The following is a 23,389-nucleotide window of genomic DNA, read 5'->3' as shown; positions in this document are numbered from 1 at the left end:
GTTATGAGTTAATCGCTGTGCTCTTTTTGTAAACTATCAGGTAACTGGCTGACGTTCCATTGCTGAGTTCCCCATAACAAAATCTCATCCATTGAAGCCTCACAGAGGGCATGCGGGATACCAAAACCTAAGAATCGCATAGCGTCGAGCAGCGTTGGTTTTGGGTTGTCGAGATCGATCGCGGTGGCATGGTTCTGTTTTGACAGTTTATTCCCCAAGCCATCGGTTGCCAATGGTAAGTGCAAGTAACTCACGGTTTTTTGCTTGAGTGTCTTATACAAACTGATTTGTCGACCTGTAGGCTCTATCAGGTCGGCGCCTCTTACGACTTCTGTTACCCCTTGATCGATGTCATCAAGGACAACCGCCAAGTTATAGGCAAACAATCCATCTCTGCGTTTGATAATAAAATCTTCTTCAGCCAATGCTTTAGGGATTTGAATCGTGCCGTGACGAACATCGTCAAAAGACTCGACTGGAAAGTCCATGCACAAGCGCACGGCTTGTTCGCCTGAATCAACCAAACCTGCGTTTCGGCAGTGACCATTATAAAACCCACCCAGAGACTTTATCTGCTTGCGTGTGCATTCACAGTAATAGGCTTGATTGTCAGCGACCCATTGATCGATTTGAGCTTGATACAAGCCATGACGCTGGCTTTGATAGACGACTTCACCATCCCAAAATAGATGGTAAGCCTCAAGCGTCTTAAGAATGAGGTCTGCAGCGCCGGCCATTTCTCTTGGTGGGTCGAGGTCTTCCATGCGAACTAACCATTGTCCTTGGTTAGATTTCGCTTGAAAGTAGCTACCAAGAGCAGCAACCAGTGATCCAAAATGAAGAGGACCTGACGGTGATGGTGCAAAGCGCCCGATATAATCCATAAGTGAAAAACCTAATCTTGATGGTACCGCAGTAGCCGATTCTTAAGACGTTTATCTATTGCTTTGGTTCGTTTAGTCATCGTATTAATACGTAAAAACAAGCTAAAGCTGTTGATTTGCTATCAAAATCTTGAAATATCCAGCTTGGATAACAAACAAAAAAGGGAGCCAAAGCTCCCTTTCTTTACATCCGCAAGAATTAACCTTGCATCTGTTTCTCTTTGATCTCTGCAAGTGTTTTACAGTCAATACAAAGGTCAGCAGTTGGACGAGCTTCAAGACGACGAATGCCAATCTCGACACCGCAAGAGTCACAGAAGCCGAAATCGTCTTCTTCGATCTTGTCTAGTGTCTTCTCAATTTTCTTGATAAGACGGCGCTCACGGTCACGGTTACGTAACTCTAGGCTGAATTCTTCTTCTTGAGAAGCACGGTCAACTGGGTCTGGGAAATTTGCTGCTTCGTCCTGCATGTGGTGCACAGTACGATCAACTTCTTCCCTGAGCTGGTTGCGCCAAGCTGCTAAAATTTTTGTAAAATGTTCCGTTTGCTCAGGTGACATGTATTCTTCACCTGGTTTTGCTTGGTACGGTTCAACACCTGCGATGGCTAGGATGCCTAGCGCTTTTTTCTTAGATTCTGGCATACAGCATCTCCTATTTACACCTAGTCAACTGCAAAGCAGCTAATTTTAAGGCGGGTATCTATAGCAGAAAGAACGAATGGTGGCAAATACTCTTGCTCAAACTTGCAATCAATGTGAATAGTTCAGCATTTTTGCTTAGCTATTGATAAATTCAACAGCTTGTTTTAGTTGTATTTGAGTACTGCTGAGCTCTGCTTTATAGCAAAGCACTTCAACACCAGCGTCTTGTGCTTGTTTTAGTAATAACGAATATTTGGCGTCTATATGGTGTGCCGCAGACACTTTTTCAATACCTGAATGCAAAACAGTGAATAAAAGTACGGCTCTATTTCCAGATTCGACCATTTCTGTGAGTTCACGCAGATGTTTCTGGCCTCTGGTGGTGACCGCATCAGGGAAAAAGCCTTGCCCTTTGGTTGACGCTTGTTGTTTAGTTGATATTTGTTGCTTAGTGGACGTTTGTTGTTCATCGAGCAAAGTGACGCTTTTTACTTCGATATAGCAAGGTGGCTTTTCGTTATCTTCAAGCAGAATATCAATTCGACTATTCTCACTGCCATATTTCACTTCGGTTCGTAACGCGTTATAGCCTAAGAGTTCAACTATAGTATTATTTTCAATTGCTTCCACTGCCAACTGGTTTGCTCGCGCAGTATTTACACAAATACGGTGACCTTTGTCTGTTTCTGAGATCTCCCAGCTGTTTGGGTATTTTCTTTTTGCATTATCGGATGTTGAGTACCACACCGTATTGCCAGGGGTAGCACATCCCGTCATTGCTCCAGTGTTAGCGCAATGAATAGTACGTTCGCTGCCGTCTGGAAGTTGGATGTCAGTGAGAAAACGTTTATAGCGTTTAATAAGAGTCGCTGGCTCTAATGGAGGATTGAAGTGCATATTACTTATTTAGACAGGTAGGTTTTTATGTACAATGTTGCCAACATTACACCACAAGGTTCTCCCATTGCCACAACTGCCCATAGAAGCTGTGATGCCAGATCTGCTCGCTGGCGTAGAAACACACACTCAACTTATTCTAAAGGCTGCTCCCGGTGCGGGTAAGTCAACATTCTTCCCATTACAGTTAGTTAAGACCAACGCCGTTCAAGGCAAAATCATTATGCTTGAACCGAGGCGTTTGGCGGCAAGGAATATCGCAACTTACTTAGCCAGCCAATTGGGAGAAAAAGTGGGAGAGAGCATAGGTTTTAGAGTTCGTGGTGAATCTAAAACCAGCAGTGCGACTCGCTTGGAAATCGTCACCGAAGGGATTATGACGAGAATGATCCAAACCGACCCTGAATTGACTGGGGTTGATATGGTGATCTTTGATGAGTTTCATGAGCGCAGTATCCATGCAGATACCGCGCTGGCCTTTAGTTTGGAGATCCAAGAAGCACTGCGTGATGATCTAAAAGTGGTGGTGATGTCGGCAACCTTAGATCAACACGCGCTGCAATCTTTGTTGCCTGATGCCAAGTATGTTGAATCACAAGGGCGAACTTTCCCGGTTGACTTCCGTTATCAGCCATTAGGCTCGAATGAATATTTAGCCCTTAAGATGGCCAACGTGATTCGTTCTCTGATGGAGAAACAGTCAGGCTCACTTTTGGCTTTCTTGCCGGGTGTCTCGGCGATAAAACAAGTGGAATCTCAACTAGAACAACTCGCCAGCGATATCGATGTTTGTCCTTTGTACGGTCAGCTCTGCTTCCCTCAACAACAAAAAGCGATCGCGCCATCAGAGAAAGGGCGCCGAAAAGTGGTGTTAGCGACCAATATTGCTGAGACTTCTTTGACCATTGAAGGTATTCGACTGGTGGTCGATTCCGGGCTTGAACGTGTGGCGAAGTTCGATCTGAAAACCGGAATTACCAAGCTTGAGCAAGTGAAAATCTCGCAGTCTTCTGCTGAACAAAGAGCAGGTCGTGCTGGGCGAATTGAAGAGGGCCTGTGTGTTCGTTTGTACAGCGAAACACAGTTGATGCAGCAACCTGCTGTGCCAGAACCTGAGATTCTTCATTCTGATTTGTCTTCGTTGGTGTCTGAATTGACACAATGGGGAGCCGCAAGTGCTGATGAATTGCAGTGGTTAGACATTCCACCGAAAGCTTCAACAGAACAAGCCAAGCAACTCTTACAAAACCTGGAACTGTTAGACGGTAATGGTCAATTTACGGCACTAGGAAAACAGGCTCAACGCTTAGGACTTGAACCTCGCATCGCCAGTATGTTGGTTAAAGCGCAGCAAAGCAGCCAAGAACTACTGAATGTCGCGATTGTTGCTGCCGCTTTACTGGAAGAGCCAGAGCGCAATGTGACAGATATGCAGCATTCGTTGCATCGACTGAAGCAAAGAAAACACTCAAAAAATAGCGTTGTGATGCAGCGAGCGAAAAGTCTCGCAGGTAAACTCAATCATCACCTGGATTTGTCACAAGTTGACGAATCATTGCTACCATTAGTGCTTTGTTTTGCCTTCCCAGACCGAATTGCACAAGTGAGAAGCGCAACCAGCAGTGCTTTCCTTCTTGCGAATGGCCACGGGGCTGAAGTTCGTGACGATGACCCATTGGCGAACAATGACTATATCGTAGTGATTGATTTGATGCGTAGCACAGGGCGAGCCAGTCAGATTTTCTTAGCCACTGCCGTTGATATTTCGCAGCTAGAAGCTGAATTCCCAAAACTTTTTGTGCGTTCAGATTACGCCGATTGGGATGAGAAGCGTGGCCGCTTAGTGGCAGATCAGAGAGTGTCTCTGGGCAAGTTGATTATCAGCACCAAAGCTTTACCAGAGCCAGATGCGAATCAGACGAGCAAAGCGCTACTCAATTATATCGCTCGATGCGGACTGGATCGCTTACATTGGACACCTTCGGCTAAACAGTTTGTTGAGCGTGTACGCAGTGCAGAGCTTTGGATGCCTGAGCATGATTGGCCTGCGATGGATGACGCGAGTTTGATTGAACATCTTGATGAGTGGTTATCACCATATCTGAATGGCATTAAGTCTGCCAAAGGGCTGTCGAATGTATCGATTGAACAAGCACTGTCGGCATACCTTGGTTGGCCGTTGAATCAAGAAATTGATCAATGGCTGCCTTCTGACTATCTGATGCCGACGGGCAGTAAAAAAGCAATTCGCTACCAGTATCAGTCTGAGCCAGTAATCTCAGTTCGAATGCAGGAAGTCTTTGGTGAACGAGACTCGCCATTGATTGCGCAAGGGCGTAAAAAAGTGGTGCTTGAGCTACTTTCTCCAGCACAGCGACCACTACAAATTACTCAAGATTTAGCTGGCTTTTGGGCTGGCGCGTACAAAGAAGTACAAAAAGAAATGAAAGGCCGTTACCCAAAACATCCTTGGCCAGATGACCCTGCTAATCATGTAGCAACCACTAAAACTAAACGACAGTTGAATCGATGATGACCAAAATGTTAACGCCAAAAAAGGCACCACCTAAAAAAGCGCCAGCAAAGAAGTCACCAGCGACCAAAGCCAAGCCTAGAAAGCCAAGAGCAGCAGCGAAAAAGACTAAACCTAAAGCTAAGTCGTCTGGTAAGAGAGGTTGGTTGAAGATCCTGTGGGGCATTTCTTGGAAAGTGGGCCTAGCGCTCGCCGCATTGCTGTTGTTCGTCGGTATTTATCTTGATTCGGTGGTCAAGCAGCGTTTTGAAGGTCAGCTGTTTGATTTGCCAACCGTGGTTTATGCGCGAGTGCTGGACCTGTCTCCGGGAACTCAGGTGAGTTTGGTGCAGGTTAAGAATGAGCTGGATGTACTCAATTATCGTAAGGTGAACGCTCCTCGTCACCCTGGCGAATACTCTTCTTCCTCAACCAAGATTGAAATGATTCGCCGCCCGTTCGAGTTTGTCGATGGACCGGAAGCGGATCGTCATGTGATGCTGCATTTCAATGGTAACGAGTTAACTCGTATTCAGTCACTAGAGAAGAAAGGCGACATGGGGTATCTGCGTGTTGAACCGAAAATGCTTGGCATGCTTGAAAAAAGTAGCGATGAGCAGCGTCTGTTCTTAAAACGTAATCAGTTCCCAGAGGTGATGGTTGATGCATTGCTGGCAACCGAAGACCGAAATTTCTATCAGCACGATGGGGTATCGCCACTGGCCATCGCTCGAGCGATGGTGGTCAATGTAAAAGCAGGGCGAACCGTACAAGGTGGTAGTACGTTGACGCAACAGTTGGCAAAAAACCTGTTCTTATCTAGTGAGCGCACATTATGGCGTAAGGTTCGCGAAGCCTATATTGCACTTATTTTGGATCATCGTTACAGCAAAGACCGCATCTTAGAAGCCTACTTAAACGAGGTTTATCTTGGGCAAAATGGTGGGCAAGCGATTCATGGCTTTGGATTAGCATCTCGCTTGTATTTCGGGCAACCGATTCAAGAACTCCGAATCGACCAACTAGCACTGCTGGTCGGTATGGTCAAAGGACCTTCGTATTACAACCCGGTTCGTTACCCTGAGCGAGCTAAGACTCGACGAGATTTGGTTCTACGTTTGCTGATGCAACAAGACATATTGACGCCGAAACAGTACGAAGAAGCCGCAAGCCGAGACTTGGATATTCAAGATAACCCACGCATTGCGAGCCGTCAGCCCGCTTACTTCCAGCAAGTCAATATTGAGCTTAAGAGATATGTCGGTGATCGATTTGAAGCACAGAAAGGCATTCGAGTATTTACCTCTCTGGATCCTGTTTCTCAAGACAAGCTAGAGACATCGATTGCTCGTAAGGTGCCTGATTTATCTAAAACTGCAGGTAACAAGCTAGAGGCTGCTGCTATTGCAGTGGATAGAAATACTGGTGAAATTCGTGCGATGGTCGGTGGTAAACGCACTGGCTACGATGGTTTCAATCGAGCCTTGAATGCGAGTCGTCCTATTGGTTCTTTGGTTAAACCAGCAATCTACTTAACCGCATTAGAGCAACCCCAGAAGTACACATTGGCGACAACCTTGATGGATACTCCACTAAGCTTGAAAGGCAGTAAAGGCAGCGTATGGAGCCCAAGAAACTTCGATCGCAAGTTTCGCGGAGAGGTGCCTTTGTATGTGGCGCTTTCTAAGTCTTACAACGTACCAACGGTTCGCTTGGGCATGCAGTTAGGTATTGATAGCGTGTCGGATACGATTGGAAAACTGGGTGTCGATAAAAACGAAATTCGCCCAGTGCCATCGATGTTTTTGGGTTCATTCTCATTGACCCCATTTCAGGTAGCGCAGATGTACCAAACGATTACCAACTCTGGCCGTATAGCACCTTTGTCTGCGCTTCGTTCAGTGGTTGATAACGATGGTGAGGTTTTATATCAGTCGATCCCTCGTGTATCACAAAGCGTTGACCAGCAAGCAGCTTGGTTGACAACTTATGCCATGAAACGTGGTGTGTCGGAAGGTACTGGACGTTTCCTACAAGGTCAGTTTGCATGGGCAGGATTAGCCGGTAAAACGGGTACCAGTAATGACAGCCGAGACAGTTGGTTCGTGGGTGTTGATGGTCGTGAAGTCACTACCATCTGGCTAGGACGCGATGATAATAAGCCGACTAAACTTACGGGCTCTAGTGGTGCGTTACGTGTCTATGCCGATTACTTGAAACATCGAACTCCAGAGCAGTTATTGTTGCCTTGGCCGAATGGCATTACGACGGCAAGTTTTACTCGGACTTCTGAAGGGGCTTTAGAGTTTGACTGTGACGGTAAGGTTAAACTGCCGGTTTGGGATGAGAATGGAAACATTAAAAAGGGTTGTGAAAGTCAACCAAAACAGTGGCTAAAAAAGCTTTTTCAATGGTAAAGTCGTAAAAGAAAAGAATAACAAGGATAGTTTAAAGAATGATTTCTCGTTGGATTGTGAGCGGCTTAGGCATTGTCGGTACTGTGATCAGTTTTCAGCTGTTTGCATCTACTGTGACACCGGTGGAGCAATCTCAGCAAGCTCATAAAAGACCAACCGTTGCTGTCGTGCTTGCTGGTGGAGGGGCCAAAGGAGCGGCTCACATTGGGGTGCTTAAAGCCTTAGAAGAGATGCAAATTCCGGTTGATTACATTACTGGTACCAGTATGGGCGCTTACGTTGGTGGTCTTTATGCGACAGGGATGAGCGCAGATGAGATCGAGAGCTTTATTTATACGGTGGATTGGAATCGTGGCTATCGCGATCGCGTTAACCGTAGTGATCGCCGTGTGCGTGACAAAGAGTATGAAGACCGTTATCAACTGAATACCGACCTCGGTTTAGGTTGGGGTGAAATCAAAGCCAGAAAAGGTGTGGTTCAAGGCCAGAATATGTTGCGTATTCTGCGTGAGACCACAGGTAACTTATCTCCACTCGATTCTTTCGACAACCTCGCTATTCCATATCGCTCTGTTGCAACCGACATTATCGATCTTGAAGAAGTGGTCATCGACCATGGTCATCTTGTTGATGCGATGATGGCGAGTATGTCGGTACCCGGTGCTCTTCCTCCTTATGAGGTTGATGGACGAATGCTGGTTGATGGTGGTGTCACCAATAACATGCCAGTGGATGTTGCTCGAGCAATGGGAGCCGACATCGTTATTGCCGTTGATATCAGTACTAACTACAAAAGCAAAGAAGACTTTACTAACTTTTTAGCCGCAGCAGACCAACTCTCTAATTACCTTGTTCAACGCAGTACTCAAGAGCAAGCCGCTACGTTAACAGACGATGATTTTTTCCTACGTCCTGATGTTGGGCAAATGGAGACCACAGAGTTCGATAAAATGCCGACGGCTTATCATGCTGGATACGAGGCAACAAGGCAGTATACGGATCAGCTCTCTAAGTTGTCTCTCTCGAATGCGGACTACCAACACTATATTGATGATAAACAGAAAGCTCGAAAGCAGCTTAAGCATGGTGATAAAACGGTGGTGGATAAGGTCGTTATCAATAATAACACCCACTATTCAGATAAGTTGATTGCCAATCGTTTGAACCTCGATTCTGGCAAAATCCTTAAAACCAGTGAAATTGAATCTCAGGTTAAAGACCTCTATGCGCTCGACCGTTTTGAATTGGTCACCTATGAATTTGACAATGTAGACGGTGAAGATCAACTGCAGGTAGATGTAAATGAAAAATCATGGGGTCCTAATTACCTCAACTTTCGATTTTATCTTGAAGATGACTTCGCAACCGAGAGCCAATATTCAATTGGTATGTCGGCTAATTTTACGGATATTAACTCGCATGGCGCAGAGTTAAGAACGAATGTAGAAATGGGCACTGATAAACTCATTGAGGCTGAGTTATATTCACCTTTTTTCTCAAGCCAGAAGTTATTTACATCGGCATCACTTGTTTATAGCAATCAGAAGAGAAATTTACCCGCCAATATTGACGATATCGAAGAGCCCACTCTTGACGTAACTAAAGACTACTTACCAATGACTTATCAAGAGTATATTGGTGAACTGGCATTAGGTTACCAGCCAACATTGTGGCAAGAATTTAAAGTGGGGGCTCGATACACCGATGGTGATGTTGAGGTAGCCTCGTTACCGTCTTTAGGTAGCGGTGGATATACACGTATTGGTGGGTTTATGAGTTATCGATTGGATACTTTAGATAACTTCAGTTTGCCAACCAAAGGGTATTTCGTTGATCTGGAGTATCTCGTATCCCATGATGATTTCGATAATGACTCTTCTCTTGCTGATTCTGAATTTAACTCTGAAAGCGATACGGTTTATGAGATTTCAGCTAATGTCATGGCTGCGCAGAGTATTGAAAAGCATACTTTAGTCGCAAGGTTCGATTTTGGTATGGTAGAGAGTAAAAATTCCGTATTCCCTATTGATCCAAAGGAGCTTGGAGGCTTCTTAAATTTATCGGGAATACCAAGAAATAGTCTTATTGGGCAAAACTTGGCATATGGCAGTTTAATTTATCGCTATAAATGGTTTGAAAATGATTTTGGCTTGTTTAAGTCACCGTTCTACGTGGGTGCGTCCATTGAGCATGGTGGTGTATGGTCGAATAATGATTTGAACATTGACGAAGCGCCAATGTTCACCGCTGGTTCGGTCTTTGCCGGAGTCGACTCCCCATTAGGGCCGATTATTTTGGCTTATGGTAGAACCGAAGATAATTACGACTCGGTCTACTTAATTATTGGAACGTCTTACAAATAAACATGCGTGGGATAGCTCTTTTTCCGACTAAATAGGCAAAAATCGTAGGACTTTCGTCTTAACTTGCTATGTTGGTCAAAATGATAAGATTTTAATTTAACGTTAAATTTGCTATTCTACCGCCCACAGTTTGGCCTCTATGATGCCGCTCATCAATACAAATTGAATGACAAAAATGGCAATGGAGAGCCAAGTTTCCAAGGATGTTCACTTCTTTATTTTACTAATAATTATGAAGATAAGAAGTGAACCGCAATGAGAGGAAAAAAGTCGTGCTTGAAGCCTACCGTAAACACGTCGAAGAACGTGCTGCCGAGGGAGTTGTTCCAAGACCACTAGATGCTGAGCAAGTCGCTGGCCTAGTTGAACTTCTAAAGAACCCACCTCAAGGTGAAGAAGAATACCTTCTTGACCTACTAGAAAACCGAATTCCACCAGGTGTAGATGAAGCTGCTTACGTTAAAGCGGGCTTCCTAACTGCTATCACTAAAGGTGAAGTTGAATCTCCACTAGTAAGCAAAGCAAAAGCTGCACAACTACTTGGCACAATGCAAGGTGGTTACAACATCGAATCTCTAGTTTCTTTGCTGGATGATGCAGAGCTTGCTCCTATCGCTGTTAAAGCGCTTTCTCATACTCTACTGATGTTTGACGCATTCTACGACGTAGAAGAAAAAGCAAAAGCAGGTAATGCTTCAGCACAACAAGTGCTTCAATCTTGGGCTGATGCTGAGTGGTTTACAGCTAAAGACAAAGTAGCGGAAAAAATTACCGTTAAAGTATTTAAAGTCACTGGTGAAACGAACACCGATGACTTATCTCCAGCGCCAGATGCATGGTCACGTCCTGATATCCCAGTACACGCAAAAGCTATGCTGAAGATGGAACGTGATGGTATTACTCCTGATGAGCAGGGTCACGTTGGTCCAATTACTCAAATTGAAGAAATGCAAAAAGACGGCATTCCACTGGCTTACGTTGGTGATGTTGTTGGTACCGGCTCTTCACGTAAATCAGCGACAAACTCAGTACTTTGGTTCATGGGTGAAGATATCCCATTCGTACCGAACAAGCGTACTGGCGGTGTTTGTCTTGGTGGTAAAATTGCTCCGATCTTCTACAACACAATGGAAGACTCAGGCGCGCTACCAATTGAGCTGAACGTACAAGACATGAACATGGGTGATGTGATTGATATCTATCCTTATGAAGGTGTTGTTCGTAAAGACGGTGCAGATATCTCAAGCTTTGAGCTAGGCAAAGTACTTCTAGATGAAGTACGTGCTGGTGGTCGTATTCCACTGATCATTGGTCGTGGCTTAACGGGCCGTGCTCGTGATGCTCTAGGCCTAGCTGAAACCGATCTGTTTGCTAAACCAATCGATCCTTCTGCTTCTGATAAAGGCTACACGTTAGCTCAGAAGATGGTAGGTAAAGCGTGTGGCGTTGAAGGTGTGCGTGCGGGTCAGTACTGCGAACCTAAAATGACAACAGTAGGCTCTCAAGATACTACGGGTCCTATGACACGTGATGAGCTGAAAGATCTAGCTTGTCTTGGTTTCTCTGCGGATCTTGTGATGCAGTCTTTCTGCCACACATCTGCATACCCGAAACCAGTTGATGTAAACACTCACCATACACTGCCTGATTTCATCATGAACCGTGCGGGTGTTTCACTTCGTCCGGGTGATGGTGTTATCCACTCATGGCTAAACCGTATGCTTCTGCCTGATACTGTTGGTACAGGTGGTGACTCGCATACTCGTTTCCCTCTAGGTATTTCATTCCCTGCAGGTTCTGGCTTAGTAGCATTTGCTGCAGCAACAGGTGTTATGCCTCTTGATATGCCTGAATCAATCTTGGTTCGCTTTAAAGGTGAAATGCAGCCGGGTATCACGCTACGTGACCTTGTACATGCAATTCCTCTTTACGGTATCAAGCAAGGCCTACTGACTGTTGAAAAAGCTGGTAAGATCAATGAATTCTCTGGTCGTGTACTAGAGATTGAAGGTGTTGACCACCTGTCTGTTGAGCAAGCATTTGAACTTTCAGATGCATCTGCTGAGCGTTCTGCTGCTGGTTGTACTGTTAAGCTTTCTCAAGAGTCTATCGAAGAGTACTTGAACTCGAACGTCGTTATGCTTAAGTGGATGATTGCTGAAGGTTACGGTGATGTTCGTACTATCGAGCGTCGTATTACGGCAATGGAAGAGTGGCTAGCGAACCCTGAGTTGCTTGCTGCTGATTCAGATGCTGAATACGCTCATGTTATCGAGATTGACCTTGCTGACATCGATCAGCCAATCCTATGTGCACCAAACGATCCAGATGATGCTCGTCTTCTTTCTGACGTTCAAGGCACTGAGATTCAAGAAGTGTTCATCGGTTCTTGTATGACCAACATCGGTCACTTCCGTGCTGCAGGTAAGATGCTTGAAGAGTTTAATGGCTCTTTGAATACTCGCCTATGGGTTGCTCCGCCAACGAAGATGGATAAAGACCAACTGACAGAAGAAGGCTACTACGGCATCTTCGGTCGTGCTGGGGTACGTATCGAAACTCCTGGCTGTTCACTATGTATGGGTAACCAAGCTCGTGTTGCTGATGCTTCGACAGTTATGTCTACGTCAACGCGTAACTTCCCGAACCGTTTGGGTAATGGTGCGAACGTTTACCTAGCTTCTGCTGAGCTTTCTGCTGTTGGTGCGATTCTTGGTCGTATCCCAACTAAAGAAGAGTACTTAGCGTACGCTGAGAAGATTAATGCAACCGCTGCAGATACATACCGTTACCTGAATTTCCATAAAATGGGTCAGTACACGGAAAAAGCAGACACGGTTATCTTCCAAGAACCAGCTTAGTTCCTCGTTATATTTGTAGCTGCAGCGTTGTTGACTGCGTACGTTCACCCTAATCACATAGAGCTTCTATGCTCATAGGGATGAACGTACTTGTCGCCTAGCTGCAACTCCAACTATTTAGAGGAACCCAAATGATAGAGCGTCTACTTCGGTAGGCGTTTTTTTATGTCTGAATGTTAGCTTACGAGCGACTCGATCTCTTGATGACTTCGCTATATACTCTCGCCTCATTTTTAACCCTATCTGTCATTAGTGCGCGGAGCCTTTATGGAATTTGAATTTACAAGAAACACTTTAATGGGCGAGTACTATGTAAAGTGCAGCATGGGTCATGAGATTGTTGGCCGCTGGCTTCAAGAAGAGATCGGGAAAGATAAGCAGAAACTGGATCATGTGATGGCGTTGATTGAACAATCTCGACAGGATCTGAGTAATGAAGTGACGCTGCTTGGCAAAGAGATCAGCCTTGCTATCAATGAAGATGACGTAACGATTCAGGAAAACGTGTTAGCGCATGAGCAAGAGATGGAAGAGGGCAGTGAATTCGACTTCTATAACTGTGAAAGCCAAGCAAGCTGTGGAATCGATGATTTCGAGCGACTTATCGAACGCTGGATGGACTTTTTAGGCTATTAAGGTCTAACTTTCTACTCGCTAGTTAGCCCCTATTCTTGAGTCATTTAGAGCTTTGAAGGCTTGGTTGCCCAAAACTGGAGCAACAATAGCGCAACGCATTAAGATAGTGAAAAGGCCGCACCATATTGGTGCGGCCTTTTTCGTTTTTATGACCTTATCATTTGCATATTATTTAAAATCAATAACTTAACATTTTGGCACGCTACTTGGATTGTAATAAGAGAATTAACGGATTAAGTGAAGAATTTAAGGAACGAATATGAAATTAATAAATGCCATTGTTAAGCCATTCAAATTAGACGATGTACGCGAAGCGCTCTCTGATGTGGGTATTGAAGGTATGACAGTTTCTGAAGTGAAAGGTTTTGGTCGTCAGAAGGGACACACTGAATTGTATCGTGGTGCGGAGTACCAAGTGGATTTTCTACCAAAAGTGAAGCTAGAGATTGCTACCCAAGCTGAAAACGTTGACCGAGTTGTTGAAGCGATTAGCCAAGCAGCACATACCGGAAAAATCGGTGATGGCAAAATTTTTGTGTATGACCTAAGCCAAGCCGTACGTATTCGTACTGGTGAAATGGATGCAGAAGCACTTTAAAGAATTACAAGGACTGGAGACTTTAATATGGAACTTACGACAACAGTAATGGAACTACGTTACGCACTAGACACTTTTTTCTTCCTCATTTCAGGTGCGTTGGTCATGTGGATGGCAGCAGGCTTCGCAATGCTTGAAGCTGGCCTAGTTCGTTCAAAGAACACCACAGAAATTTTAACTAAGAACATCTGTTTATACGCGATTGCTTGTACGACTTTCTTAGTGGTTGGCTACAACATTATGTACGTAGATAACGGTGAAGGTGGTTGGTTACCTTCATTTGGTACTTTAATTGGCACTCAAGGTGAAGGCGCAGACCATTCACTAGAATCTGACTTCTTTTTCCAAGTTGTGTTCGTTGCAACGGCAATGTCGGTCGTTTCGGGCGCAGTGGCTGAGCGTATGAAGCTTTGGTCATTCCTTATCTTCTCTGTGGTTCTAACTGCGTTTATTTACCCAATGGAAGGTTACTGGACTTGGGGGGGGGGCTTCCTATCAGAAGCAGGCTTCAGTGATTTCGCAGGTTCAGGTATCGTGCATATGGCTGGTGCTTCGGCTGCGCTTGCTGGCGTATTGTTACTCGGTGCTCGTAGAGGTAAATACGGTAAAAATGGTGAAATTTACCCAATCCCTGGTTCAAACATGCCGTTAGCAACATTAGGTACATTCATCTTATGGTTTGGTTGGTTCGGCTTCAACGGCGGTTCTCAGCTAATGGTTTCAGATTTTGAAAATGCGACAGCGGTTGGTCAGATCTTCCTTAACACCAACGCAGCAGCAGCAGCAGGTGCAATCGCAGCATTACTAGTATGTAAAACAACTTGGGGTAAAGCAGACTTAACAATGATTCTTAACGGTGCGTTAGCTGGCCTAGTAGCAATCACTGCAGACCCTCTATCACCATCACCTTTATTTTCTGTAGCGATTGGTTCGGTATCTGGTGCCTTGGTTGTATTCAGCATCATTGCTCTAGATAAAGTGAAGATTGATGATCCAGTGGGTGCTATCTCAGTTCACGGTGTATGTGGCTTCTTCGGTCTAATGGCTGTGCCTCTAAGCAACGCGGATGCAACGTTTGGTGCTCAACTATTGGGTGCAGCAGTAATCTTTGCATGGGTATTCGGAGCTAGCCTAGCGGTATGGGCAGTGCTTAAAGCAACAATTGGTATCCGTGTAACCGAAGATGAAGAATTAGAAGGCATGGACATGCATGATTGTGGTGTTGGCGCTTACCCTGAATTTGTATCAGTGAAGTAATCAAAGAATAAAGCTTAATGTAGATAAAGAGTAAGCTAGTTTAAGAAACCCCATAACCATTGGTTATGGGGTTTCTTGTTATTTATGTCTAAGCAACAATGATCTCTCAAGAGAGAGTGAGCGAGTATTTTGGATAGGAGATGATATGAATATCCTCTGAAATACATTGTTACAAAAGTGCGAGCTTGATGGTGCTGAGCAGACGAATTTTTTGTCGGACATCATTGTAATTATGTTACTGATGAATATAATAACGCAACTGATATAGATTATCATTTCGATATAAAGGATTTTACAATGAAAAAACTGCTAACACTTTCAGCTCTAGCGTGTAGTGTGATTGCCCCGACAGCAATGGCTGCGGAAGAAGTGAACGTATACTCTTACCGTCAACCTTTCCTAGTTGAGCCTATGTTCAAGGAATTCACGAAAGAGACTGGCATTAAAGTAAACGTTAAGTTTGCTAAAAAAGGTTTAGCAGAGAAGTTAGCTCAAGAGGGTGAGTATAGCCCAGCTGACGTTGTATTAACTGTCGATATCAGTCGTTTATCTGAACTCACTAAACAAGGTCTAGTTCAATCTGTTGAAAGTGATGTACTTGAAAAGAACATCCCTACTCAGTACCAAGATACTGCTAACGAGTGGTTTGCTCTAACAACTCGTACACGTAGCGTTTATTCTTCACGTGACCGTGTTGGTCGTCTAGGTGAAGAGTTCACTTACGAAGATCTAACTAAGCCTGAATTTAAAGGCAAAATCTGTACTCGTAGCGGTAAGCACCCATACAATGTTTCTCTAGTATCTTCGATGATCGCTCACAAAGGTGAAGCTGAAACGAAAGAGTGGCTAGAAGGCGTAAAAGCAAACCTAGCACGTAAGCCTCAAGGCAACGATCGCGCACAAGTTAAAGCGATTAAAGAAGGTCTATGTGATGTTGCTCTTGGCAACAGCTACTACCTAGGTAAGATGGTTAACGATAAAGAGCAAAAAGCTTGGGCTGACTCTGTTTACATTAACTTCCCTAACCAAGAGACAACAGGTACTCACGTGAATATCTCTGGTATGGCAATGGCTAAATACTCTCCAAACGAAGAGAATGCCGTTAAGCTAATGGAATTCCTATCTGGTAACACAGCGCAAAGCATGTACGCAGAAGTAAACTACGAATACCCAGTGAAAGCAGACGTTAAACCTTCTGAGCTTGTTGCTTCATGGGGTGAATTTAAAGCTGATACAATTTCTCTAGACCAGATCGCTGACCACCACGCAGCAGCAATCAAGCTATTAGATGAAGTTAAGTTCGATCTTTAATTTATTACTGTAGGCTTCGGCCCAAGTAAAATGACAACCTCAAGTCGCCATTTTCGGTCACTTGGGGTTGTTTGTTTTTGGAAAATCACTTTTTGATACAAAGCTCGTCGTTGATCCCTTGAGTTATTAGCATCTCACCTTGAAGTCGTTACAGTATATGGGTATAAATAACCCCACCATTAAAAGGATATGAGATGTATTTGCAAATGCATTTGTGTTTCATTAAGCCTCGTTGTAGTTAGGCGATGAAAGAAAAGAATTATTTATGGAACACCAGTAGCGGCATTATTGCAGTATTGCTGGTTTTACCGATCTTAGCGATTTTTACGACGGCTGTTGGAGAAACAGATGAGCTATTTTCTCATCTGATGTCCACAGTGATGCCCACCTATGCTTACAATACGGTGGTTTTAGTCATAGGAACCATGTTCCTGTCTTTAGTTTTTGGTATTCCGTCTGCTTGGATTATGGCAATGTGCCGTGTGCCGGGTGAGCGTGTTTTACAGTGGGCACTGGTACTGCCATTAGCTATGCCAGGCTATATTGTCGGGTATATCTTTACCGATTGGTTCGACTTTGCAGGCCCTGTTCAAGTGCTACTGCGAGATCTGACTGGGTGGGGACCCGGTGAGTATTGGTTCCCGGATATTAGAACGTTATCGGGTGCCATTATTGTTCTTTCCCTCGTTCTTTACCCGTATGTTTACTTGTTGTGCCGCGCGGCCTTTATGGAGCAAAACGTCTCCTTATTACAATCCGCTCGGTTGCTAAAATGCTCACCTTGGGAAAGCTTTCGTCGTATCTCTTTACCGCTTGTTCGTCCTTCTATGGCGGTAGGTCTATCGCTTGTCGCAATGGAAACCATCGGTGACTTTGGTACCGTGAGTTACTTTGCAGTCAACACTTTAACTACAGCGGTTTACGATACCTGGTTAGGTTACTCAAGTTTAACGGCTGCAGCGAAAATATCGGCGATTATGCTGGTTATCGTGATCCTACTGTTGAGTTCAGAGCGCTATAGCCGTCGTAAACAGAAACTGTTCCAGAATCAATTCAGCAGTCGTGAAGACTTTCGCTACGACTTGTCCGGTTGGAAAAAATGGTTGGCATTGTTCTGGTGTTGGGGATTAGTGTGCGTTGCATTCTTGTTCCCTCTTGGCCAGTTGATGATCTATGCCTACAAATACTTTGCGCAAAGTTGGACGCCTGAATTCAGAGAGTATGCGGTTAACAGCCTTTATGTGTCAGTAGTCGCGGCGATTATTGGCGTTATCATTGCGATGATTGTGAATTTTAATCAGCGTGTTAGCCCAAGTAAGAAAAATCAGGCTTACATGCGTATTGCTTCTATGGGCTATGCCGTTCCAGGCACCGTGTTAGCGATTGGCGTGATGGTACCTGTGTTGTTTATGGATCACTTGGTCAATGACATTGCTAAAGTGATGGAGTGGGGACGACCTGGTTTGATATTCTCTGGTTCCATGTTTGCGCTTATCTTTGCAATGGTCGTGCGTTTTTCTGCAGTGGCGATCGGCAGTATCGAAAGTAGCTTGAGTAAAGTATCTCCTTCATTGGATATGGCTTCTAAAACCATGGGTTGTAATACCAACCAGATGTTACGTCGTGTCCATTTGCCTTTGATTAAACGCGGCGCGTTGATCGCAGGTTTACTGGTGTTTATCGAATCAATGAAAGAGCTAAATGCGGCATTGCTGTTACGTCCTTTCAACTTCGAAACATTGGCGACCTATGTTTATAACTATGCCTCAGATGAGCACCTAGAGTTGGCGGCAATGCCTGCTGTATTATTGGTGTTGGTGGGTTTAATTCCTCTGATCATCGTTAACCGTTCTTTGGAGCAGAAACACTAATGAGTTGTGCATTATCAATTAAAGATCTGACTTGTAAATATGAGTCGCAAACCATCTTGGAATCGCTCTCGTTAGAAGTTGAGCATGGTGAAATTGTTTGTCTTCTTGGTGCCAGTGGCTGCGGAAAAACGACTTTGCTTAAGGCGGTTGCAGGGCTGCTTCCATTAAGTAGTGGAATCATGAGCTTGAACTGTCAAACCATTGATGATGGTGATAATTGGTTGCCACCAGAGCAACGAAACATCGGTATGATTTTCCAAGATTACGCTCTGTTTCCGCACCTAACGGTAAACCAGAATGTCGGTTTTGGCCTTAAAGATCTCTCTGATCAGCAAAAGAAAGAGAAAGTCCAAGAGATGTTGGAGCTGGTTCATTTAGATGAATTCGGTGACCGATACCCACATCAACTTTCTGGTGGTCAACAGCAGCGCGTAGCGATTGCTCGGTCTTTAGCATACAAGCCAGATTTATTGTTATTGGATGAGCCTTTCTCAAATATCGATACTCAGGTTCGCCATGAGTTGATCTCGCAGATTCGTAAGATCTTTAAAAAGCAGGGTGTGACGGCTATTTTTGTGACTCACAGTCGTGAAGAGGCGTTCGCGTTTGCAGATAAGATGGCAGTAATGAACCATGGTGTGATTGAACAGTATGGTTCGGCATCGGAGCTTTATTTCCACCCTTCGAGTAAGTTTGTTGCAGACTTTTTGGGCGGCGGCAGTTACCTCAATGCACAGCGAATTTCAGAGCTGGAGTTTGAAACCAGCTTGGGTGTGGTTGAAGCTAAACCACAAACGGAGATTGAATTTGGCAGTGCGTGTGAGCTTCTTTTAAGACCACAGCATATCCAAGCTAGTTACGAACAAGACAGTGCTATTTCAGTGCTAGAACAGCAATTTATGGGCGACCACTGTCGTTATGTTATTGAAGCACATGGTCAAAAGCTATTGGCAACCTCGTCAGAAGCGCTTGAAGTTGGTATGCCGGTCAACGTAAAAGTGGACACCAAAGGCGTATTGGCTTTCTAATTAGGTACAACTCATAGTACCGATAATTCGTGATGAACCATAAAAAAGCCCAGCACTTTAATCGAAAGTACTGGGCAAAAGTTCTTCATCTATAGGGGTTAACAAGGCAGTGATTTGTTAAGTCCCATACAAGACTGCTGCGCTCTATAAGCCTATAGAGAGAGGAAGTCTTTCACTTTTTGAAGAACATGTTCTGCAGTGTCTTTATCTTCCATTTCTGCGAAGATTCGTAGCAATGGCTCAGTTCCTGAGAAACGAGCAATCACCCAGCCGCCATTCTTGAAGTACACCTTGGCACCATCTTCATAGCTGACTTTTTCAATTTCGTATTCAAATTCAGGCAGTTGTTTTTCGACGTAGATCTTGGTGTAGAGCGCTTCCTTCTCTGAAGGTTTAAACTTGCAATCGCCTTCTGCCGTATACGCATAGCCATACTTAGAGTAGATTTCATCAAGCAGCTCAGAGAGTTTCTTACCTGTCACACTGATCATCTCAACCAGTAAGCTCGATGCGAACACGCCATCCTTACCTTTGATGTGACCTCGAATGGTTAAACCGCCAGAGCTTTCACCGCCAATTAGTGAATCATCGGCTTCCATTTGAGAGCTGATATGCTTAAAGCCTACAGGAACCTCAAAGCTCTTCTCGCCATGATCTGCCGCTACTTTGTCGAGCAGATGTGTGGTGGCGATGTTACGCACGACAGAGCCTTTCCAGCCTTTGTATTCCAATAAGTAGTAGTAAAGAAGCAGTAACACTTCGTTAGGGTGAATGAAGTGACCTTTCTCATCTATGATGCCTAAACGGTCGGCATCGCCATCGGTACCAATACCAATGTCATAGCCTTCTGCTGCTACCAAATGCTTCAAGCGGTAGAGCGTAGCGGCATTAGGAGATGGCATGAGACCACCGAAATCTGGGTTCTTACCATCGTTGATCACGTCGACATCACAGCGAGCGCTGATTAACACGGTTTGCAGTGCGTTTTTTGCCACACCAAACATCGGGTCAATCAGTACTTTTAGGTTGGCTTTCTTAATCGATTCGATATCAATAGCGTTAATGATCGAGTCAACAAAGGCGTTCATCGGATTGATGATTTCAATTTCTTTGTCATTCAATGCTTGTTCAAAATCGACTCTGACGACATCTTCACTGGTTAGGGTCGAAATCTGTTGTTCGATCTTTTCTGTGATGATCTCATCAGCATCACGGCCACCTTCAATGAAGATCTTTATACCGTTATAGTCCGCTGGGTTGTGAGAAGCGGTAATACACGCAGAGTAAATACATCCCATCTCTTTCGCTTGGAACATCACGATAGGAGTCGGAACGAACTTGTCGATAAAGCTCACTTTGATGTTGTTGGCTGCCAATACTTCAGCAAACCAGCACGCGGCTTTATCTGAAAGGAAGCGGCGGTCATAGCCGATAACGAAGCCGTTTCTTGCTGCATCTTCATTATTGATGATGTTAGAGAGTGCTTGTGCCACTAAGCGGACGTTTTCTCTAGTGAATTCTTCACCAATAAACGCGCGCCAGCCGCCAGTACCAAATTTAATCATTAGAAAATCCTTTTAGTCTCACTATCTCAAGCCAGTAAAGACTTGAGATAGGAGCTGTTCATCAAATTAAGTGATTAGCCGAGTACAACGATAACTTCGTTCACGCTGCCTTCTGCTTGTACTGGAATTGCACCTTCAACCTGTTCACCGTTGATAGTGATAGAGGCAACACCTTTGCTTACCGCATTCGGGTTCTGCACTGTGATGTTGTAAGTTGCGCCACGCCATTGACGAGTTACTTCAAACTCAGGCCAATCAGTCGGAATACAAGGATCAACCGTTAATCCTTCAAAGCCAGTACGAACACCAAGAATGAAGTTGGTTACCGCAAAGTAAGCCCAACCAGAGGTGCCCGTTAACCAAGGGTGGTTTGCACGACCATGGTCTTGATGATCTTTACCCATGATGAACTGCACGTACGAGTATGGTTCTGCGTAACGCGTTTCAATCATGTCGTTTTGGTTGTACGGGTTAAGTGCGTCGTAGAATTTCATCGCACGGTCACCACGACCTAACTTAGCTTCGGCTACCCAAGCCCATGGGTTCGGGTGAGAGAAGATAGCGCCGTTCTCTTTAACGCCTTGGTAAACGCGAGTCACAAAGCCGATATCGTCGTTTGGTGTTGCGAATGAAGGAGAGTTTAGATGTAGGCCGTATTCAGAGAAAAGGTTCTCATCCACTGCGTCCATTGCTTTCTCGCCACGTTCTTGAGAGACCGCGCCAGAGAGAACGGCTAGCGTGTTTGATTCAAGGTGAACTCGACCTTCAGTTTGTTGTGCTGTACCGATTTTGTCGCCATTTTTAGTCAGACCACGGATGTACCAGCCACCCTCGTCATCCCAAAGGTGTGTTTCACAAGCTTCGCGAACGTTCGCTGCCATTTCAGTGTATTTAGTAACGTCAGCATCGTTATTACGGAACTTAGCTAGGTCTAAGAATTCTTGTAGAGCCCAGAAGTGTAGGAATGAAACCATTGAAGATTCACCACCACCTAGGTTCAAACAGTCATTCCAGTCTGCGCGAAGACCCTTACAGATACCTGTTTGACCTACGTATTCTGCAGAGAAGTTCAGTGCGGCTTTCATGTGTTCGTAAACCGTTGCTTCGCCACCATCTGCGTATGGAATCACTTCGTCAAAGAAATCGTGTTCACCCGTTTCCATCACGTATTTGATGATGGTTGGTACGATCCATAAGTGATCATCAGAACAGGTATCATCAATGCCATGGATCTTGTCGTCATCTGACGGTGTTGGAACAACCGTTGGCGACTTTGAAGGTTCAACGTCTGCTTTCTCTGGATCGAACCAGTCAGGATCGAACAAGTGTAGACCGTAGCCCGCTTTCACTTGGCCGCGAAGCAGATCGATAATGCGCTTCTTGGTCATTTGTGGGTTGGCATGAGGTACTGAGATCGCGTCTTGCGCCGTATCACGGTAACCAAGGCCAGTACGACCACCGACTTCAATGAAGGATGCAAAGCGCGACCAAACCACACAGGTTTCTGCTTGGTAAAGCGTCCACGTGTTGATCATGGTGTCTAAGCCTTCGTTTGGAGACTTAACTTGGAACTTGTTGCAACGTTCGTCCCAGTGATCTTTGATGCCTTGGAATGCCGCATCTACGTTGGCTGTGTCTTGGTACTTCTCACGTAGACGCTCACCGTTGCCTTTGCCTATACCTAGTACGTACGCAAAGCGAACCTCTTCACCCGGTTGAATCGTAAATTGCTTATGCAGAGAACCACAGTGGTTGTAACAAGTTTGCGCGCTGTTAGAACACTTGCCATTTTCAACCGCAATTGGGTTTGCTTCGTCACGGTACATGCCAAGGAAGTTGTCACGTTGTCCATCGTAGCTGTCTGGCGAGAAGGTTGAGGCTAGGTAGTAGAAGCCTTCAAAGTCGTTGGTGTTGTAGTACAGGTCGTATTCCAGAACACCTTCTTGGTAAGACGTGCCCGCAGAGTACAAAGACATCTGATGGTTTTGGTTATCTGATTGAATGTGACTGAAAGAGAACTCAACAAATGAGAAAGTGCTGATGGTTCTTGGCTTATCTGTGTTGTTCTTCAGTACGACATCCCAAACTTCCGCATCTTCACCCTTAGGAACGAATAGTGTTTTAGTTGCCGTAATACCGCTGTATTCACATTTGAACTTTGAGTATGACAAGCCATGACGAACTTCGTAGTTCGCTTCATCTAGGCTTTTTGCCACTGGCTGCCAAGAGATAGACCAGTAATCACCTGTCTCATCATCACGCAGATAAACATAGTGTCCTGGACGGTCGAATGTACCGTTTGGACGGAACTTAGTAACACGGTTGTATTCCGGAGAATTGTAAAACGAGTAACCGCCCGCATTGTGCGAAATCACGGTACAAAACTTTTCAGTACCTAGGTAGTTGGTCCATGGTGCTGGTACATCAGGGCGAGTGATGACGTATTCGCGATTGTCGTTATCGAAATAGCCGTATTTCATTGTCATTTCCTTTTTAACAAACTGCATCTATGCAGCTAATTTTTAAATAGTGATGCTGAGTCT

15 protein-coding genes are annotated in these 23,389 nt (G+C 44.8%); 10 read left to right on the top strand and 5 right to left on the bottom strand.

Annotation, left to right across the window (positions count from 1 at the left end):
* Positions 1-8: 8 nt before the first annotated feature.
* From gluQRS to sfsA, 3 genes are all read right to left on the bottom strand, one after another.
* Complete coding sequence (gene gluQRS / locus AC3CH4_RS12585) at positions 9-884, bottom strand: tRNA glutamyl-Q(34) synthetase GluQRS (protein ID WP_171308147.1); 876 nt, start codon at positions 882-884, stop codon at positions 9-11.
* Positions 885-1,083: 199 nt separating this feature from the next.
* Positions 1,084-1,530 (bottom strand): RNA polymerase-binding protein DksA, encoded by a 447-nt coding sequence (gene dksA, locus AC3CH4_RS12580; RefSeq protein WP_017073117.1) that lies wholly within the window; start codon positions 1,528-1,530, stop codon positions 1,084-1,086.
* A 135-nt stretch (positions 1,531-1,665) separates the two neighbouring features.
* Positions 1,666-2,427 carry a DNA/RNA nuclease SfsA gene (gene sfsA, locus AC3CH4_RS12575; protein WP_054547498.1) on the bottom strand — a complete coding sequence of 254 codons (762 nt, stop codon included), beginning with the start codon at positions 2,425-2,427 and terminating at the stop codon, positions 1,666-1,668.
* A 94-nt stretch (positions 2,428-2,521) separates the two neighbouring features.
* Between sfsA and hrpB the strand changes: the two genes are divergently transcribed.
* From hrpB to AC3CH4_RS12525, 10 genes are all read left to right on the top strand, one after another.
* Positions 2,522-4,960 (top strand): ATP-dependent helicase HrpB, encoded by a 2,439-nt coding sequence (hrpB, locus tag AC3CH4_RS12570; protein WP_488543636.1) that lies wholly within the window; start codon positions 2,522-2,524, stop codon positions 4,958-4,960.
* Positions 4,957-7,356: a penicillin-binding protein 1B gene (gene mrcB, locus AC3CH4_RS12565; protein WP_146454935.1), complete on the top strand. Its 2,400-nt coding sequence runs from the start codon at positions 4,957-4,959 to the stop codon at positions 7,354-7,356. The genes hrpB and mrcB overlap by 4 nt, the downstream gene beginning before the upstream one ends.
* A 38-nt stretch (positions 7,357-7,394) precedes the next feature.
* Positions 7,395-9,719, top strand: coding sequence for a patatin-like phospholipase family protein (locus AC3CH4_RS12560; RefSeq protein ID WP_488543027.1), 2,325 nt, complete (start codon positions 7,395-7,397; stop codon positions 9,717-9,719).
* Positions 9,720-9,991: 272 nt separating this feature from the next.
* A complete protein-coding gene (gene acnB / locus AC3CH4_RS12555) occupies positions 9,992-12,580 on the top strand; it encodes a bifunctional aconitate hydratase 2/2-methylisocitrate dehydratase (protein WP_488543026.1) in 2,589 nt (862 codons plus the stop codon).
* 267 nt (positions 12,581-12,847) lie between these two features.
* The gene (locus AC3CH4_RS12550) at positions 12,848-13,216 is read left to right on the top strand and encodes a YacL family protein (RefSeq protein WP_017088701.1); all 369 of its coding nucleotides are present in this window, start codon (positions 12,848-12,850) and stop codon (positions 13,214-13,216) included.
* A gap of 259 nt (positions 13,217-13,475) precedes the next feature.
* Positions 13,476-13,814, top strand: a complete 339-nt coding sequence (glnK, locus tag AC3CH4_RS12545; RefSeq protein WP_004738200.1) for a P-II family nitrogen regulator — start codon at positions 13,476-13,478, stop codon at positions 13,812-13,814.
* A 27-nt stretch (positions 13,815-13,841) separates the two neighbouring features.
* Positions 13,842-15,071, top strand: a complete 1,230-nt coding sequence (locus AC3CH4_RS12540) for an ammonium transporter (RefSeq protein WP_017088370.1) — start codon at positions 13,842-13,844, stop codon at positions 15,069-15,071.
* A 297-nt stretch (positions 15,072-15,368) separates the two neighbouring features.
* A complete protein-coding gene (locus AC3CH4_RS12535; protein WP_488543025.1) occupies positions 15,369-16,382 on the top strand; it encodes a Fe(3+) ABC transporter substrate-binding protein in 1,014 nt (337 codons plus the stop codon).
* A 245-nt stretch (positions 16,383-16,627) separates the two neighbouring features.
* Complete coding sequence (locus tag AC3CH4_RS12530; RefSeq protein WP_017084265.1) at positions 16,628-18,253, top strand: ABC transporter permease; 1,626 nt, start codon at positions 16,628-16,630, stop codon at positions 18,251-18,253.
* Positions 18,253-19,281, top strand: coding sequence for an ABC transporter ATP-binding protein (locus AC3CH4_RS12525; RefSeq protein ID WP_004734523.1), 1,029 nt, complete (start codon positions 18,253-18,255; stop codon positions 19,279-19,281). Before AC3CH4_RS12530 ends, AC3CH4_RS12525 begins: the two co-directional genes overlap by 1 nt.
* Positions 19,282-19,433: 152 nt before the next feature.
* Here the strand turns inward: AC3CH4_RS12525 and AC3CH4_RS12520 are convergent, their stop codons facing one another.
* Both AC3CH4_RS12520 and AC3CH4_RS12515 read right to left on the bottom strand, forming a co-directional pair.
* Positions 19,434-20,846 (bottom strand): phosphoglucomutase/phosphomannomutase family protein, encoded by a 1,413-nt coding sequence (locus tag AC3CH4_RS12520; RefSeq protein ID WP_488543024.1) that lies wholly within the window; start codon positions 20,844-20,846, stop codon positions 19,434-19,436.
* 74 nt (positions 20,847-20,920) lie between these two features.
* The gene (locus AC3CH4_RS12515) at positions 20,921-23,326 is read right to left on the bottom strand and encodes a glycoside hydrolase family 94 protein (RefSeq protein WP_102382982.1); all 2,406 of its coding nucleotides are present in this window, start codon (positions 23,324-23,326) and stop codon (positions 20,921-20,923) included.
* Between the last annotated feature and the right edge of the window lie 63 nt (positions 23,327-23,389).

It is taken from the genome of Vibrio sp. QJM3NY_26 (assembly GCF_057786005.1).
Note: the sequence above shows the minus strand (reverse complement) of the source record. Positions and strands in the feature narration are given on the sequence as shown.

What these genes read in the sequence shown, in the direction of transcription:
- gluQRS (WP_171308147.1), bottom strand. Translation starts at nt 884, where the DNA reads ATGGATTATATCGGGCGCTTTGCACCATCACCGTCAGGTCCTCTTCAT.
- AC3CH4_RS12530 (WP_017084265.1), top strand. Translation starts at nt 16,628, where the DNA reads ATGAAAGAAAAGAATTATTTATGGAACACCAGTAGCGGCATTATTGCA.
- AC3CH4_RS12560 (WP_488543027.1), top strand. Translation starts at nt 7,395, where the DNA reads ATGATTTCTCGTTGGATTGTGAGCGGCTTAGGCATTGTCGGTACTGTG.
- AC3CH4_RS12520 (WP_488543024.1), bottom strand. Translation starts at nt 20,846, where the DNA reads ATGATTAAATTTGGTACTGGCGGCTGGCGCGCGTTTATTGGTGAAGAA.
- mrcB (WP_146454935.1), top strand. Translation starts at nt 4,957, where the DNA reads ATGATGACCAAAATGTTAACGCCAAAAAAGGCACCACCTAAAAAAGCG.
- AC3CH4_RS12515 (WP_102382982.1), bottom strand. Translation starts at nt 23,326, where the DNA reads ATGAAATACGGCTATTTCGATAACGACAATCGCGAATACGTCATCACT.
- AC3CH4_RS12540 (WP_017088370.1), top strand. Translation starts at nt 13,842, where the DNA reads ATGGAACTTACGACAACAGTAATGGAACTACGTTACGCACTAGACACT.
- glnK (WP_004738200.1), top strand. Translation starts at nt 13,476, where the DNA reads ATGAAATTAATAAATGCCATTGTTAAGCCATTCAAATTAGACGATGTA.
- AC3CH4_RS12535 (WP_488543025.1), top strand. Translation starts at nt 15,369, where the DNA reads ATGAAAAAACTGCTAACACTTTCAGCTCTAGCGTGTAGTGTGATTGCC.
- AC3CH4_RS12525 (WP_004734523.1), top strand. Translation starts at nt 18,253, where the DNA reads ATGAGTTGTGCATTATCAATTAAAGATCTGACTTGTAAATATGAGTCG.
- hrpB (WP_488543636.1), top strand. Translation starts at nt 2,522, where the DNA reads ATGCCAGATCTGCTCGCTGGCGTAGAAACACACACTCAACTTATTCTA.
- dksA (WP_017073117.1), bottom strand. Translation starts at nt 1,530, where the DNA reads ATGCCAGAATCTAAGAAAAAAGCGCTAGGCATCCTAGCCATCGCAGGT.
- AC3CH4_RS12550 (WP_017088701.1), top strand. Translation starts at nt 12,848, where the DNA reads ATGGAATTTGAATTTACAAGAAACACTTTAATGGGCGAGTACTATGTA.
- sfsA (WP_054547498.1), bottom strand. Translation starts at nt 2,427, where the DNA reads ATGCACTTCAATCCTCCATTAGAGCCAGCGACTCTTATTAAACGCTAT.